This is a genomic window from Streptococcus sp. GMD4S (assembly GCF_000296955.1).
The window spans coordinates 1-18,048 of the sequence record NZ_AJRE01000037.1 but is presented as its reverse complement, the minus strand read 5'-3'; the positions used below and the strand labels follow the sequence as shown (position 1 = coordinate 18,048).

The 18,048-nt window shown below is 40.5% G+C and carries 9 protein-coding genes; all 9 read left to right on the top strand.

Annotation, left to right across the window (positions count from 1 at the left end; genetic code table 11):
- Positions 1–3: 3 nt before the first annotated feature.
- Positions 4–777, top strand: a complete 774-nt coding sequence (locus GMD4S_RS03560) for an HAD hydrolase family protein (protein WP_000673621.1) — start codon at positions 4–6, stop codon at positions 775–777.
- A gap of 343 nt (positions 778–1,120) precedes the next feature.
- Positions 1,121–8,221 (top strand): SIALI-17 repeat-containing surface protein, encoded by a 7,101-nt coding sequence (locus GMD4S_RS03555; protein WP_001042482.1) that lies wholly within the window; start codon positions 1,121–1,123, stop codon positions 8,219–8,221.
- A 239-nt stretch (positions 8,222–8,460) separates the two neighbouring features.
- Positions 8,461–9,282, top strand: coding sequence for a hypothetical protein (locus GMD4S_RS03550; RefSeq protein WP_000601055.1), 822 nt, complete (start codon positions 8,461–8,463; stop codon positions 9,280–9,282).
- A 14-nt stretch (positions 9,283–9,296) separates the two neighbouring features.
- Positions 9,297–10,148, top strand: a complete 852-nt coding sequence (locus GMD4S_RS03545) for an NAD(P)H-hydrate dehydratase (protein ID WP_000863089.1) — start codon at positions 9,297–9,299, stop codon at positions 10,146–10,148.
- A 199-nt stretch (positions 10,149–10,347) separates the two neighbouring features.
- Complete coding sequence (locus tag GMD4S_RS03540) at positions 10,348–12,837, top strand: bifunctional DnaQ family exonuclease/ATP-dependent helicase (protein ID WP_025172945.1); 2,490 nt, start codon at positions 10,348–10,350, stop codon at positions 12,835–12,837.
- A gap of 5 nt (positions 12,838–12,842) precedes the next feature.
- Positions 12,843–14,066 (top strand): FtsW/RodA/SpoVE family cell cycle protein, encoded by a 1,224-nt coding sequence (locus GMD4S_RS03535; protein ID WP_000830418.1) that lies wholly within the window; start codon positions 12,843–12,845, stop codon positions 14,064–14,066.
- Between the two features lie 10 nt (positions 14,067–14,076).
- The gene (locus tag GMD4S_RS03530) at positions 14,077–14,631 is read left to right on the top strand and encodes a DJ-1 family glyoxalase III (RefSeq protein ID WP_000246650.1); all 555 of its coding nucleotides are present in this window, start codon (positions 14,077–14,079) and stop codon (positions 14,629–14,631) included.
- Positions 14,632–15,002: 371 nt separating this feature from the next.
- Positions 15,003–15,866 (top strand): helix-turn-helix domain-containing protein, encoded by an 864-nt coding sequence (locus GMD4S_RS03525; RefSeq protein ID WP_000909920.1) that lies wholly within the window; start codon positions 15,003–15,005, stop codon positions 15,864–15,866.
- A gap of 86 nt (positions 15,867–15,952) precedes the next feature.
- Positions 15,953–18,048, top strand: a 2,096-nt coding sequence (locus tag GMD4S_RS03520) for a glycoside hydrolase family 70 protein (RefSeq protein WP_044129750.1), incomplete at its 3' end; no start/stop codon positions are given.

Here is an 18,048-nt window from a genome sequence, read left to right as displayed (position 1 = left end):
AAGATGAAATTCGTATTTGACCTGGATGGAACGCTATCTTTTGACTACATGACCATAGATGAGGAGATTCAGCAGGTTCTTTTAAAGGCTGAAGATTATGGGCATGAGCTTGTGTTTGCCTCAGCCCGCTCTTATCGGGATTGCTTGGGTTTATTAGGACCTGAACTCAGCCAGCGCTTGGTCATAGGGTTGAATGGTGGCGTGGCCTATCATCTGGGGAAGGCTATCTTCGAAAGAAATCTCGATGCTAGAGTGTATCAGGCGCTAGTGGATTATTGCCAGACTTATAATCTCCCTTTCTTTGTAGATGATTGCTTTGATTATAGTGGTCAGATTGTAGAGAAGATTCCATTTATTTCCAGTGTGGATCCCCTAAAGGTGGCTCGTCATCAGAAACTCGAGGACTTGGGGACTCCGATTAAGGTAGTCGTTTATATGGGTGACCACGAGGATTTGCTTGATGATCTGCTTGGTCAGCTAGAAAGACTAGGACAGGCTCATCTCTCCTATCATGCACATGAAAAGTGCCTTTATGTTAATCCCTTGGATACTCATAAGGCGACAACTGTTGAAAAGTTGTGTGGGGAGAACTTCATCGCTTTTGGAAATGACCAAAACGATATTGAACTGTTTAAGACGTCTCTCTATTCTGTCCAGATTGGAGATTTTACTGGTCTTACTCCATATGCAGATGAAACGTTAGAGCTAAAAGGAGCTCCTTCTCTAGCAGTAGCAGCCAAAATCTTACAGACCTTTGCGGAATTTAAGGGAAAATAGTGTAGAAGGAGGTTCGCCTTCTTTTTATGTAGAGTAATGCAGTCTATAAACTATAAATTTGAAGTTTGAAAAAGATATTAATGGAATTCAATTTGTAGTAGAAAGAGTCTAGAACCGAAAGCTATTTTCATTGCAACTATTCCTTTTAAATGACCCCTTCTTATATATCATTTTATTGGGTTAAATTAATGGAAAATAATTGCAATTTAAGGTGCCTTTTGATATATTTAATATATAAAATACATTATAAAACTTGGTACTTGTTTGTGTATTCAGAAGGAGGTTATTTTTTAAAATAAAGTAAACGCTTACTTTGTATCAAGAAAAAGAAATGAGGATTTTAATGAACAAAAGACTTTTTGATAAACGTTGTCATTATAGCATTCGTAAATTTGCAATAGGTGCGGCATCTGTAATGATTGGGGCTAGTATATTTGGTATTTCTGCTGTACAAGCTGAGGAGGTGGATTCATCCAATGCTAAAACAGAAGAAACAACTGTTCATCAAGCTCAACCTTTAGATAAGCTTCCCGATGATGTGGTAGCTGCTATTGCAAAGGCTGATGAGAATGGTGGGCGTGAGTTTGTAAAACCAAAAGCTGAATCGGCAGAAGACAAAGTGACTAAGGATACAGAACCTACTAACGAGAGTAGTCGTGAATTGGTTAGTCCTAAAGGGGAAACTCCAAATAAAGTAGAAGAAGGAACTAAGGTTGAGGACAAACAGAAATCTGAAGAGGCAAAGCCAAAGCCTGTTGAATCTGCAGTAAAAGCTGGAACAGAAGTAAAAGAGGATTCTAAAAAAACTTCTGAAAAGGACCAAGTGAAAGCAGACACAGAGATCAAATCTTCTTCTGAAAAATCGCAAGTGCTGTCTAGAGAGTCAAACAAAGCCGAAGTTGAAAAGGAAAAACAGCTATTATCGGAACGAAAACAAGATTTTAATAAAGATTGGTATTTTAAACTAAATGCCCAAGGAGATTTTTCAAAAAAAGATGTGGATGTTCATGATTGGTCTAAATTGAATCTTCCTCATGATTGGAGTATTTATTTTGACTTTGATCACAAATCTCCCGCGCGTAATGAGGGTGGCCAGTTAAATGGTGGAACAGCTTGGTATCGTAAGACTTTCACATTAAATGAAGCTGACAAGAATAAGGATGTTCGTATCAATTTTGATGGGGTTTACATGGATTCAAAAGTCTATGTAAATGGTAAATTTGTCGGACATTATCCAAGTGGCTATAATCATTTTTCATATGATATCACAGAATTTTTAAACAAGGATGGTAGTGAAAATTCAATTACTGTTCAAGTGACCAATAAGCAACCAAGTAGTCGTTGGTATTCAGGAAGTGGGATTTATCGTGATGTAACCCTGAGTTATCGTGATAAAGTCCATGTTGCCGAAAATGGTAATCATATCACTACTCCAAAACTTGCTGAGCAAAAAGAAGGGAATGTTGAAACACAGGTTCAAAGTAAGATTAAAAATACGGATAAGAAGGCTGCTAAAGTCTTTGTGGAACAACAAATTTTTACTAAGGAAGGTAAGGTTGTTTCAGAATTAGTCCGCTCTGAAACGAAGAATTTAGCAGAAAATGAAACTGCAGATTTCAGACAAACAATCCTAGTTAATAAACCAACTCTTTGGACGACAAAAAGTTATCATCCTCAACTGTATGTGTTGAAAACAAAGGTTTATAAAGAAGGTCAACTAGTTGATGTAACAGAAGATACATTTGGTTACCGTTATTTCAATTGGACTGCTGAGGAAGGTTTCTCTCTGAATGGTGAACGCATGAAATTCCACGGAGTAAGTATTCACCATGACAATGGAGCCTTGGGGGCAGAAGAGAATTATAAGGCTACCTATCGTAAATTAAAACTCTTGAAAGATATGGGGGTTAACTCTATTCGAACAACCCACAATCCAGCGAGTCCTCAGTTGCTTGATGCTGCAGCTAGTTTAGGTCTCTTGGTTCAAGAGGAAGCTTTTGATACTTGGTATGGTGGCAAGAAGACTTACGACTATGGACGGTTCTTTGATCAAGATGCAACTCATCCGGAGGCTAAGAAGGGTGAGAAGTGGTCTGATTTTGATCTCAGAACAATGGTAGAACGTGATAAGAACAATCCGTCTATCGTCATGTGGTCTCTTGGAAATGAGGTAGAGGAGGCAAATGGTAGTCCTCGTTCTATCGAGACAGCTAAACGTCTGAAGGCTATTATCAAGGCGATTGATACTGAACGTTATGTCACCATGGGTGAAAATAAATTTAGTCGTGCAGCGACAGGTGATTTCTTGAAACTCGCAGAAATCATGGATGCTGTCGGTATGAACTATGGTGAACGTTTTTATGATGCGGTTCGTAGTGCTCATCCAGACTGGCTCATTTATGGTTCTGAAACCTCTTCAGCTACTAGAACGCGTGATTCTTATTATAACCCTGCTCAAATCCTTGGACATGACAATCGTCCAAATCGTCACTATGAACAATCTGACTATGGTAATGACCGTGTTGGATGGGGAAGAACAGCTACTGAATCATGGACTTTTGACCGTGATCGTGCTGGCTATGCTGGACAATTTATCTGGACAGGAATTGACTATATTGGAGAACCGACTCCATGGCATAACCAAGATAGTACACCTGTCAAGAGCTCTTACTTTGGTATTATTGATACAGCTGGTTTACCAAAGAATGATTTCTACCTTTACCGTAGTGAATGGTATAGTGCTAAAGAAAAGCCAACTGTTCGCATTTTACCACATTGGAACTGGACTGAAGAGACCCTTAAGGAACGCAAGATGCTGGTTGATGGAAAGGTTCCGGTTCGTACCTTCTCAAATGCTGCAAGCGTCGAATTGTTCTTAAATGGAGAGTCACTTGGTAAAAAGGAATTTACTAAGAAAACGACAGAAGATGGACGTCCATATCATGAGGGGGCTAAACCAAGTGAATTGTATCTTGAGTGGCTTGTGAAATACCAACCAGGTACACTGACTGCGATTGCTCGAGATGAAAATGGGAATGAAATTGCGCGTGATAGTGTGACAACTGCTGGGGAGCCAGCAAGAGTTCGTCTGACTAAAGAAGAGCATGTTATCACTGCAGATGGAAAAGACCTATCCTACATCCATTACGAAATTGTTGATGGTGATGGGAATGTGGTTCCAACAGCTAACAATCTTGTTCATTTCAATCTTCATGGTCAGGGACAAATCGTTGGTGTGGATAATGGAGAACAAGCTAGTCGTGAACGCTACAAAGCTCAAGCAGATGGAACATGGCAAAGACGTGCTTTCAATGGTAAAGGGGTTGTCATTGTAAAATCAACAGAAAAAGAAGGTAAATTTACTCTTTATGCAGATTCTGCTGGTTTAACTTCTGATAGCGCAACAGTCGCAACTGTGTCTGGTAAGAAAGAAAACCGTCACTTTGTAGCCTTTGCTCCTGTAAAAGCAACAACTGACGTGACAACAAATCCTGAATTGCCTCAAACAGTAACAGCTATTTATAGTGACGGTAGTGTTGAGGAAAAGACTGTAACTTGGGAAATGCCATCTGACTTGCTTACAAGCGCAGGTGAGAAAAAAGTATCTGGACGTGTAGAAGGTTTAGAAACTAAAGCTGAGGCACTTGTTAAAGTGATTGCTTTAGATAGATGGTTACCAAAAGTTGCTACAGTCCCAGTTGGAACGAATGCGGCTGATTTGGATAAAACGGTCACAGCTGTTCTGACAGATGGTAGCTTGATTGATACTGATGTTGTTTCTTGGACCTTGAAAGACCCTGCTGCTTTGAACAAGGAAGGTGGACGTACGGAGGCTACTGGTAAATTGGTAGATGACGACCGTGAAGTGACTGCAACCTTTATCGCAAGTAGTAAGGAAACAACAAGTAGCATTACAGGACTTACTGTTGGGGATAAAGCTCTTGAGAATTTTGAGTCTGGCAAGACCTATTACCGTGTATCCCTTCCTTACACTGCAACTATTCCAAGTGTTGGAGCTCAGACTACCGGATATCAAGTAACTGTTCAGCAAGCTTCTGCTGATAATGGTTATCAGGCTTCTCTCTTCTTGAGTGACCAAAAGGGTGACTTGGTTCAAACTTACTTAATTCAGTTTGTGAAGGAAGCTCCTGCTTTGAAACGTTTGGAAGTGGTTGTAGAAGGAAAAGAAACTGCCACTGAAGATCAAGTATTAACTTATCACGTCATTGGTCGTTATGAGGATGGTTCACAAACAGAGTTTTCGGCTTCAGATATTCACTTAGAAGCTAAATCATCTGATGGGGGACATCTTGAGGTGAATGGTCAGAATCTATTGCTCTATACTAAGGGAAGAGTGACTTTGACACCTCGAATCGATAATCAAACAGAGAAAACAGAATCTGTAACCACTGAAGTGGTGATTAAAGAAAATAAAGTCAGCAAGAAGATTGTGAAACTTCATCCTGTGTCTGTTTCTACAGATATCAATCAGCAACCGAATCTACCTAAAGAAGTTGGAGCAGAATTTGATAAGGGCTTGCCACGCAAAGTATCTGTAGCTTGGGATAAGGTAGATGAAAAAGAGTTGGGGCACTATCATAGCTTTACGCTTAAAGGACATGTGGAAGGCACAGATATTGAAGCTCAAGCGACTGTAACGGTTGAAGGATTGCAAGTTGCAGAGGAAATCAGTCTCACAGTACCTAAGGGTGAGACGGTTCAATTGCCAGCCAATGTCCGGGCTTACCATTCTAACGGAACAACTATCTACAAAGATGTTGTTTGGGATCAGGTTCCAGCCAACTTTAGTCAAACTGAAGGGGTCTATGAAATCAATGGTCGTTTAGTAGGTAGCAATCTGACAACTAAAGCTCATGTTCGAGTATCTAGTCAAGTGGTTGCTGGAAATAATATCTCTAAACAATGGACAGGTTCACAATTACCAGCTGCCATTGTATCCAATACAGGAGGAGATGACACAGCCAACACCTTGAACGATTTGACTGTATCAAGAACGCCATCAGATGCTAAAAATAGATGGACTACTTGGAGAACAAATACTGATAATGACTGGGCTTCTATCTTATTTGGTAATTCAGGAGACTTGACGAAGCGTTTTGTCAACAATTTGTCGGTTGATTTCTATACTGATGGAGCAATTGGTCTTCCAAAAGAATATGTAGTTGAATATTATGTAGGTAAAGAAATTCCAGATTTACCAAGTGATGTCAGTCATGCGCAACGAGATAGCAATCATCCATTTAATAATCCAGACAATTGGAAAGCAGTTGAAAACTTACATGCTCCAAGTCAGCTGTCTGCAACTCAAACCAATCACTTCACATTTGACAAGGTCGAAACCTACGCTGTTCGTATTCGAATGAAGAAAGCAGATGGAACATCAGGTGTTGGTCTGACAGAGCTAACTGTGCTTGGAAACAAGGTCTTAAGTGAAACAAGTTCAGAGATTTCTATCAAGGTAGATGGCAAGGATCTTGAACATTTTAATCCATCTAAGACAGATTACTATATTCCTCAATCTAGCAAAGAAATCACAGCAACAGCTAGCAATAATGGTTTGGTAACAGTTGTTCCTGCAACAAGTCCAAAAGGTGCAACACGTCTCATCTTGAAAGCAGAAGATGGTACGGTGTTGAAAGAATATCGAATTTTCCGCAATGATGAGAGAGAAACTAGTCAACCTCTTGCTGCAGAAAACAGTGCTAAAATCTTGAATGTTGGAGATGCTCTTCAACTTCCTTCAGAAGTCACTGTTTATTACCCAACTTCAACTACTTGGACTACAGATAAACTGGCAGTGAAATGGGATGCTATTCCTGAACATGCAACAGAGCATGAGGGAACATTTGAAATTACCGGTCATGTCATTGGTACAAATCTAACGACTAAAATGCAGGTGACAGTTGTTTCTAAAGGAAATCAAGTCATTTCAGAAAATCCAAGCAACAATGAAACGGATTCTAAAGCCTTTGCTTCGACAACGAACGATACACAAGCAGCTTCACATGATCGAATTTTCTATATCAATGATGGAAAATACAATGAAGATGGACGTTGGACAAACTGGTCTCGTACTCCGAAAAATGAAGAAACTTCTGTCGGACTACTCTTTAAGAAGGACGGTAAAATTGCCACCCAATCTATTGGAAAAGTAGCTATTCAGTTCTTTAAAGATAGTGGAACAGATGCCCCAGAGAAAATGGTTCTAGAAAGATATATTGGCCCTGCCTTTACAGAACCAAGTACGATTTCTCGTTATGAAGAAAATGCTGACCATCCATTCAACAAGGCAGAAAATTGGGCACCTATTCCTTACAAAGCTTCTGGAGAATTAGTAGCTGGTAAACCAATCGAGTTTAATTTTGATCCGGTTCAAACGACAGCAATTCGTGCTCGCATGACTCGTAAGGCTACTACCAATGGTCTTGCACTTGTAGAATTTACAGCCTACTCTGCAGGCAAGGGAGCAGAAGTGGAAGCACCATCAGCGACTATTTCGATTGACGGAAAAGCATTGGAAAACTTTGATCCAAATGTGACAGATTACACTCTAACAACAATGGGTTCAAAACCAAAAGTCACTGCAACAACTAGTGGACATGGAGTAGTTACAGTTGTGGATTCTGGAAATGCCAATCTTCCAACACTGGTTCGTCTTGTTTCCAAAGATGGAAATCTGGTGAAAGAATATCGTTTACACTTTAAGTCTACCTTCCAAACAACACCAACAGAAGGCGTTAAGAACTTAGTAGCAGAAACTCCAAGTTTGGAAATTGAAAAGACTCCGCTTCCGTTTAAAGAAGTTATTCGTGAAAACCCTGAACTTGCTCAAGGTCAACGTCGTATCGTTTCTGAAGGACAAGATGGAGAAAAAGTTGACTATATTCAAGTTTTGGGTACTACTAGAAGTCTTGTTCATTCTGAAGAAAGAAAGGCTCAGGATCGCATTGTTGAAGTAGGAGTGAAAGCATCTATTTCAAGTAGTAAAGGCGAGGAGCCTGCTCCAGTCAATGAAGTTCCAGAATTCAAAGGAGGTGCTAACTTTGTAGAAGCAGCAGTAAATGAAGTTCCAGAATACACAGGAATTCTAGCCACAGTAGGAGATCAAGCAGTACCAAGTGTTGAGAAACCTGAATTTAAGGGTGGCGTTAATGCTGTAATGGCTCTAGAACATAAACTTCCAGAGTACCGTGGTATTCTAGCTACAGTAGGTAATCAACCAGCACCGACAGTAGAAAAACCAGAGTTTAAACTAAGTTCGTTAGAAAAAGCTCAGACCCCAGAAACACCAGTTCAAGTTGCCAAGGAAGACAAGAGATTGCCAGAAACTGGTGAAAAACAGTCAGAAACAGCTGTTTTCTTGGCAGGTGTTACCTTGGCCTTGTCAGCAGCTTTATTAACTGCAAAACTCAAAGAAGATTAGTCTCAGCGTCTAATGACATCCTATTTGTAGATATTAGTCGATGATTAAAAATTGGTTTCTTTTTCAACTATTGTAAGTTGATGGCATCTAAAAACTGGAGAAGACAATCATGGTCTTCTCCAGTTTTATATAGGTGTAAGCAAGAGAGGTGAATTGTACCCCAAAAGTTAGACAGAAAAATAGTAATCCAAATTGCAAGGTGTGTACCTTTTTGTTGTATAATGGAGTGAGGTGATTAGATGATTTTAAAAATTTATAATGGAGAATATAGTTTACAATGGGATGGAATATACTACTTAGCACTAATTGATTATCCAAATATTCAAGAGTGGGAATTAGAAAAAATTGCTAAATTTATAGCTTACGAAAAACTTCATAAACGTCAAACAAGTATTGAGTGTGCTGATTCTTGTTTAAAAGAAGAAATTTTAGATTACATCTGTCAGCAACCCTTTCTGCCACCATTTACCCCTACAGATAAAAGAGTAGCCTCGACTTATGATCTACATAAGAGGCTAGTGACTTCAGACTACTGTAGCCATACTACGACTATAGATGCAGCGATTTCTATTTTTAAAACAGGTCAGCTCTTATCTGCTATGAAAGCCTTTAGGCGAGATGCTGAGGAGTTGGTTTTGGATAGTCGAAATGCTGCATCTGATCCGAAAGATTATTTTGACTATGTTATGTTAGGATGGTCAAATACAAGTTCTGGTTATCGATTGGCGATGGAACGTTTATTAGGTCGAGCTCCTTCAGAGAAAGAATTACAAGATAAGTTTATTCCTGGAGTAAGTTTTCATTTTATCTATACAGATTTGATTAAAGTTCCTGGTTATATTTTTGATGGTTACCATGCTGTAAAAATTAAGGACATGCTTAATTTATTAAGTGAGTTGTATATTTGCATTATTCCAACTCATAATAAGTGCCAATTTGAAAATATTATTCCAACTAAAATACAAGATAGGGTGCGTTATCTTGACTATGATGGAGAAGACTTAGAAGAGTGGACTAAGAAAGTCTATCAAGTTGTTTTAAAACAATCAGATAAAGGATAGTTGAGGAAAAAACGATGAAAGTGATTGATCAAACTTTATTAGAAAAAGTCATTATTGAACGTTCTCGTCATAGCCATAAGGGAGATTACGGACGTCTGCTCTTACTGGGAGGGACTTATCCTTATGGGGGAGCTATCATCATGTCAGCCATTGCAGCTGTCAGAAGTGGGGCAGGGTTGGTGACTGTTGGCACGGATAAGGAGAATATCTCAGCCCTGCACAGCCATTTACCTGAAGCAATGGCTTTTTCTCTAAAGGATAAAGCATTACTAAAAGAACAGTTGGAAAAGGCAGAAGTTGTCTTGTTAGGTCCGGGTTTGCGAGAGGATGCATTTGGAGAAGAACTCGTAAAACGAGTTTTTGACAGTCTCAGAAAAGACCAGATTTTGATTGTAGACGGCGGTGCTTTGGGCATCTTAGCAAAAGGTCATTTGCCATTTCCATCTAGTCAGCTCATTCTTACTCCCCACCAAAAGGAATGGGAAAGACTGTCTGGTATAGTTCTTGAACATAAAAATACAGAGACGACTGCTAGGGCTCTTTCTTCTTTTCCTCAAGGAACAATTCTAGTTGAGAAGGGTCCAGCGACTCGTATCTGGAAAGCTGGCAAACCTGAATACTATCAACTGGAGGTTGGAGGTCCCTATCAAGCAACCGGTGGGATGGGAGATACTTTGGCTGGGATGATTGCAGGTTTTGCAGGTCAGTTTCCACATGTCAATCTCTATGAACGCGTAGTAGTAGCGACCCATCTGCACTCAGCCATTGCTCAAGAACTAGCTCAAGAAAACTACCTTGTCTTGCCAACAGAAATTAGCAAGCTCCTCCCCAAAACAATGAAAAAAATATCTCAAAAAGGCAGCTAATACCTTGGTTGTCTTTTTATGTTGATGTAGCTTTGTTGATAAGGTTTTCAAATACCTCAGAACCAGCGACCAACTGCAGAACTTGCGTGAAATTCTCACTTTTAAGGTCTTGATTTTTAGTCAAACTAGCAATTAAAGCGAGATTGTTATCAAAGTTGAGGGATGTCAAATCATGCTTTTTTTGATATAATTTTTAATGATGAATGCGAGAAATGATCGGTATGTGGTCGTTGATTTAGAGGCGACCAGCACCGGAAGCAAGGCAAAAATTATTCAAGTAGGCATTGTGGTGATTGAGAATGGCGAGATCGTCGATCAGTATGCGACTGATGTCAATCCTCACGAACCCTTGGATTCTCATATCAAAGAATTAACAGGTCTAACCGATCAACGCTTGGCTGCGGCACCAGAATTTTCTCAGGTGGCTGGAAAAATTTTTGAATTGGTTAAGGACGGTATTTTTGTTGCGCACAATGTACAGTTTGATGCTAACCTTCTTGCAGAATTCCTCTTTTTTGAAGGATATGAATTGCGCACACCGCGGGTGGATACTGTTGAGTTAGCCCAAGTTTTATATCCTCAGTTTGAAAAATACAATCTAGGTATCCTTTGTCAAGAGTTGGGAATTGAACTAGAACAAGCCCACGCTGCCCTGTCTGATGCTCAGGCAACAGCTGAACTCTTGCTTTACATGCGTCAAAAACTTTTTGAGTTACCAAAAGGGCTTTTAGAAAGCTTGTTAGACCTTGCAGACAACCTTCTCTATGAAAGTTATCTGGTGATTGAGGAGGTTTACCAGCAGCAATCTCTCTTGTCTTCGCCAGACTTGATGGAACTCCATGGACTTTTCCTGAGAAAGGAAAGTCAAGCATTAGTACCACGCAAGTTATCCAAAGATTTTGCTAAAAACATTTCTTTATTGGGGCTGGAGGAGCGTCCGCAACAGTTGGAATTTGCGGAGAAGGTTGAGCACTTATTGGAAGAACACCAGATTTCCTTTGTCCAAGCTCAAACGGGACTGGGCAAGACTTATGGTTATCTCCTCCCAGCTTTGAACTTGGAGAGTCAAACAGGTATCCTAGTGAGTGTTCCGACCAAAATTCTTCAAAATCAAATCATGCAAGAAGAAGGTCAGCGCTTAAAAGAGGTCTTCCATCTGGAAATTCATAGTCTCAAGGGGCCTCAAAATTACTTGAAACTGGATGCTTTTCACCAAGTCCTCCATCGACCAGAGTCCAATCGCCTTTTCACACGCTTTAAAATGCAACTGCTCATCTGGCTAACGGAGACAGAGACTGGTGATTTGGACGAAATCGGGCAACTTTATCGCTACCAGCACTTTCTGCCAGAACTAGTCCACGATGGCAAGCTTTCAAAGAAAAGTTTATTTGCCACAGAGGATTTTTGGAAACGAGGGCAGGAAAAGGCCAAGACCAGTCGCGTTCTCTTGACTAATCATGCCTATCTGGTCACACGTTTGGAAGACAATCCAGAGTTTATCGACAACCGTTTGGTGATCTTGGATGAAGCTCAAAAAATGCTGCTAGCCCTTGAAAATCTAGCCCAGCAGGCTTACCGCCTTGAGGAACTTGTAACTCAAATTGAAAAGTCCTTAGAGTCAGAGGAAGATTTGGTTCAGAAACGCTTGCTTGAGAGTATAGGTTTTGAATGTCGTTACTTGATGGAGCACTATCAGTCAGGCCTTAAGAATGGAAAGTGGTTGGATTCTCTCGAACACTTGCGCCAGCATTTTTCGGAGTTAGCTCTCCCAGAGTATCGAGAGCTTGCAAACTTTTTCACCTCGGACCGTGAATTTTGGCTTGCTACAGCAGAGAAATCGAGCAAGGATGTCTTGATTTGTTCAAGCAAAAAAGGCCGCTTTATACTAGCAGACCTATTGCCAGAAGATTGTAGACTTCTAGGAGTATCGGCCACTCTTGAAATCAGCAATCGGGTTTCCCTAGCAGATTTATTGGGCTTTTCAGAAGCTCCACTTGTTAGGCTTGATGTAGCAAAGCAGGAGCAACAAGAAGTCTTTCTAGTCAATGACTTTCCTCTTGTGACAGAAGTTTCGCCTTTTGACTATGCTAGTGAAGTGGCTTCTGTCATTCGAAGCTTACAAGCCTTTCAAGAACCCTTATTGGTCTTGTTTACCTCAAAAGAAATGTTGCTGGCAGTTTCGGACCTGCTCGACCAACCGCATCTAGCTCAGTATAAAAATGGGGAACCAAGCCAACTGAAAAAACGTTTTGAAAAGGGCGAACGCCAGATCTTGCTTGGAACAGGTAGTTTCTGGGAAGGGGTTGATTTTTCAACCCATCCTTGCGTGATTCAAGTGATTCCGAGATTGCCTTTCCAAAATCCCCAAGAGCCTTTAACCAAAAAATTAAACCAAGAACTGCGTCAAGAAGGGAAAAATCCTTTCTATGATTATCAGTTGCCGATGGCGATCATTCGGCTAAAACAAGCTCTGGGCCGTACTGTTAGAAGATCTGACCAAGGTTCGGTTGCTGTTATCTTAGATAGTCGTGTCGTTAGCAAGCGTTACGGCAAACAAATCGCTCAGGCCTTGTCAAAAGAAAGGGCTGTTCAGGTTCTTTCTAGAGAACAGCTAGAGCCTGCTGTAGCTGATTTTCTCCAATCTCGTTGCAATAGAATGAAAGAAAAATCCAAGAAAGAGAAAAGGTAAAAAATATGAAACGTTCCTTCGACTCTCGAGTCGATTATAGCCTCCTCCTACCAGTGTTTTGTTTACTGGTGATTGGAGTAGTGGCCATTTATATAGCAGTTAGTCATGACTATCCAAATAATGTATTACCAATTCTAGGTCAGCAAATCGCATGGATTTCCTTGGGCCTTGTCATTGGTTTTGTGGTCATGTTCTTTAATACCGAGTTTTTATGGAAGGTGACTCCCTATCTTTATGGTCTAGGGCTAGCTTTGATGGTCCTACCTCTTGTTTTCTACAATCCAAATCTTGTAGCGTCAACAGGTGCCAAGAACTGGGTATCGATTGGTGGAACGACACTTTTCCAGCCATCGGAATTCATGAAGATTTCCTATATCTTGATGTTGGCTCGAGCCATTGTAAGATTCACTCAAAAACACAAGGAATGGCGACGGACTATTCCCTTGGATTTCCTACTGATTGGTTGGATGATTGCCTTTACCATCCCAGTCTTGATCCTCTTAGCCCTACAAAGTGACTTGGGGACTGCCTTGGTCTTCGTAGCTATTTTTTCCGGTATGGTTCTCCTTTCAGGTGTTTCGTGGAAGATTATCATTCCTGTTTTTGCGACAGGAGTGACTGCTGTTGCAGGCTTCATGGCCATCTTTATAAGCAAGGATGGACGTGCCTTCTTGCATCAGATTGGGATGCCAACTTACCAGATCAACCGCATCTTGGCTTGGCTCAATCCCTTTGACTTTGCACAAACAACAACATATCAACAGGCGCAGGGACAAATTGCGATTGGAAGTGGTGGCTTGTTTGGACAAGGTTTCAATGTGTCCAATCTCCTCATTCCAGTACGCGAGAGTGATATGATTTTCACAGTAATTGCGGAAGATTTCGGCTTCATTGGTTCAGTATTTGTCATTGCTTTGTACCTACTTCTTATCTATCGGATGTTGAAGATTACGCTCAGATCAAATAACCAGTTCTATACCTATATTTCGACTGGCTTTATCATGATGCTGCTCTTCCATATATTTGAAAATATTGGCGCAGTGACTGGCTTGCTTCCTCTGACAGGGATTCCTTTACCTTTCATCTCTCAAGGGGGGTCCGCAATTATTAGTAACCTTATCGGAGTTGGTCTCCTCTTATCTATGAGTTACCAGACCAATCTAGCTGAAGAAAAGAGTGGGAAGATTTCATTCAAACGAAAGAAAGTCGTCCTAAAACAAATCAAATAAGGAGGCCACTATGGCAACAGTAGCAGTTATTTTAGCCCAGGGTTTTGAAGAAATTGAAGCCTTGACAGTAGTCGATGTCTTGCGTCGAGCAAACATTTCTTGTGATATGGTAGGATTTGAAGAGCAGGTGACAGGGTCACATGACATTCAGGTAAAAGCTGACCGTATCTTTGATGGTGATTTGTCCGACTATGACTTGGTCGTTCTTCCAGGAGGTATGCCAGGCTCAGCTCACCTACGGGATAATCCAGCCCTCATTTCACAGATTAAAGCCTTTGACCAAGCTGGAAAGAAAATTGCTGCCATCTGTGCAGCCCCAATCGCTCTTCATCAAGCAGGTGTCCTGAAAGACAAGCACTTTACTTGTTATGACGGAGTTCAGGAGCAAATTACTGACGGAATTTATCAAAAGCAAACAGTGGTTGTGGATGGCAATCTAACAACTAGCCGAGGACCGTCAACCGCACTTGCCTTTGCCTATGAGTTGGTAGAGCAGTTGGGAGGGGATGCTGAAAGTTTACGAGACGGCATGCTCTATCTAGATGTCTTTGGAAATCAACAGTAAGACGAGAGTTCGGCTCTCGTTTTTTAATTTACTCCATGTCTAAAAAATGTTTCATATGATTGTCTTGCGATTTTATATCAAACTTTTATAAATCAATCAAGATTCGTTTAACATAAGAAGGAATCTATCTCTAGAAATGTTAGTGTTTTCAAGTTGTTAGATAGAATAGTTCAGATTTCTACTGAAATCAATAGATTCATGAAAAGATATAATATTCAATAAATGCTATATTAAACGGTCTTATCATGCGAATTAATCTGCTTGTATTAATTTGAAATATAAAGTACTTTCTCTGTAATATAATTGAAACATGTTACTAGTATATTAAAATTAGTAAGAATTTTTTGCATATACGAAACTGGGGGAGTGATATGTTGAAAGCATTTGGAAAAATATTCAAAGTCATTAGAGAATCAAAAAAAATGTCCCTGAAAGAGGTAGCTGCTGGTGATATTTCCGTAGCTCAGCTATCCCGTTTTGAACGGGGAGTTAATGGGATCACACTTGATTCTTTTTATTGCTGTTTAAAAAATATGGCCGTTTCCCTAGAGGAGTTTCAGTATGTTTACCATAATTACATTGATTCAGATGATGTGCTGTTTTCAAAAAAAGTAGCTGATGCATATCAGGAAAACAATGTTGTCAAGCTCCAAAATATTTTGTCAAGCTCAGAAGCTTTGACCGAACAGTTTCCTGAGAAGAAAAACTATAAACTCAATACGATCATTGTCAGAGCTCTTCTGTCTTCCTGTTGCTCAGATTTTCAGATTAGCAAGAAGGATATAGAATTCCTGACGGATCATCTCTTTTCTGTTGAGGAGTGGGGACGTTATGAACTCTGGCTTTTTACAAACAGTGTTGATTTGATGACCTTGGAAACGTTGGAAACCTTCGCTAGTGAGATGATCAATCGTACCCAGTTTTATAACAACCTACCTGAAAATCGCCGCCGTATTATCAAGATGCTACTTAATGTCATTAGCGTCTGTATAGAAGGAAACCATCTGCTAGTTGCTATGAGGTTTCTCAATTATCTCGACCACTCTAAAATCCCTGAAACAGATCTATATGATCGAACGCTGATTAAGTATCATAGGGCTCTGTATGCCTATAAGGTCGGGAATACTAATGCTCTCAGTGATATCGAGCAATGCCTATCTTTTTTTGAATTTTTAGATTCCTTTGGTGTTGCCCAAAAGCTTAAAGAACAGTTTGAAAGAATTTGCCTTTCATAGTTGTAGATGTGCAACAAAAAAAGATCATTTTGAAAAATATACTAGAATAAGGGCATAACTTTATACTAAATTCAGAAGGAGGTTTTATGATGGAGAAAAAGATTCATTATAAGATGCATAAAGTTAAGAAAAACTGGGTAGCCATTGCTTTGACTACCTTGGCCCTTATTGTAGCACCAAAGGTACTTGGTCTAGAACCAGGCGTTGTCCATGCGGATGATGTAAAGCAGGTTGTGGTTCAAGAACCTGCTACAGCTCAGACTAGTGGTCCGGGTCAGCAAACTCCAGCCCAAGCTAACGTAGCTTCTGAGAAAGAAGCAGAAAAAGCAACCCCTGCAGACAAGGTGACAGGCGATGTTGCTGCTAGTGAAAAACCTGCTAAACCAGCAGAAAATACGGAAGCAACAGTTCAAACCAATGCTCAAGAGCCTGCTAAACCAGCAGATACGAAAGAAGCATCTACAGAAAAGGCTGCTGTTGCAGAAGAAGTTAAAGCTGCTAATGCAATCACAGAAACTCCTAAAACAGAAGTAGCAGAGCAGAATAAACAAGCAAGGCCAACAACTGCCCAAGACCAAGAAGGCGACAAACGAGAAAAATCGGCTGTTGAAGACAAGATTGTTGCAAATCCAAAGGTTGCAAAGAAAGATCGCTTGCCCGAACCTGCTCAAAAACAAGGAGCAGTAGCTGAAAGAATGGTGGCAGATCAGGCTCAACCTGCACCTGTAAATGCTGACCATGATGATGATGTCCTATCTCATATTAAGACCATTGATGGTAAAAATTACTATGTTCAGGACGATGGTACAGTTAAAAAGAACTTTGCAGTTGAACTTAATGGTAGAATACTTTATTTTGATGCAGAAACGGGTGCCTTAGTTGATTCAAATGAATATCAGTTCCAACAAGGAACCAGCAGTCTCAATAATGAATTCTCCCAAAAGAATGCTTTCTATGGTACGACTGACAAGGATATTGAAACTGTAGACGGTTATTTGACAGCAGATAGCTGGTATCGTCCAAAGTTCATCTTAAAAGATGGAAAAACATGGACGGCATCGACAGAAACAGACTTACGTCCTCTTTTGATGGCTTGGTGGCCTGATAAACGTACTCAGATTAATTACCTCAACTATATGAACCAGCAAGGTCTGGGAGCAGGTGCTTTTGAAAACAAAGTGGAACAAGCTCTCCTGACAGGTGCTTCTCAGCAGGTTCAGCGCAAAATTGAGGAAAAAATTGGTAAAGAAGGCGATACCAAATGGTTGAGAACGCTGATGGGTGCCTTTGTCAAAACCCAGCCAAACTGGAATATCAAGTCAGAGTCTGAAACAACTGGTACTAAAAAGGACCACTTGCAGGGTGGAGCTTTGCTTTATACTAATAATGAGAAGAGCTCTCATGCTGACTCTAAGTTCCGTCTGCTTAACCGTACCCCTACTAGTCAAACAGGTAAACCTAAGTACTTCATTGACAAGTCAAACGGTGGTTATGAGTTCTTGCTCGCTAACGACTTTGACAACTCTAATCCAGCTGTTCAGGCCGAACAACTCAACTGGTTGCATTTTATGATGAACTTTGGAAGCATCGTAGCCAATGATCCGACTGCTAATTTTGATGGAGTTCGTGTCGATGCGGTGGACAATGTCAACGCAGACTTGCTCCAAATCGCATCTGACTACTTCAAGTCTCGCTACAAGGTGGGAGAAAGTGAAGAAGAAGCCATCAAGCATTTGTCTATCTTGGAAGCTTGGTCTGATAACGATCCTGACTACAACAAAGATACTAAAGGTGCTCAACTAGCAATTGACAACAAGCTACGCTTGTCCTTGCTTTATTCATTCATGCGTAATCTATCTATCCGTAGCGGAGTAGAGCCTACGATTACAAATAGTCTAAATGACCGTTCTTCTGAAAAGAAAAATGGCGAACGGATGGCTAACTATATCTTTGTTCGGGCTCATGACAGTGAAGTACAAACTGTTATTGCTGACATCATCCGAGAAAATATCAATCCAAATACGGATGGTTTGACCTTTACCATGGATGAACTCAAGCAAGCCTTCAAGATCTACAACGAAGATATGCGCAAGGCAGACAAGAAGTATACGCAGTTCAACATCCCAACTGCCCATGCCCTCATGCTCTCCAATAAAGACTCTATCACTCGGGTCTACTATGG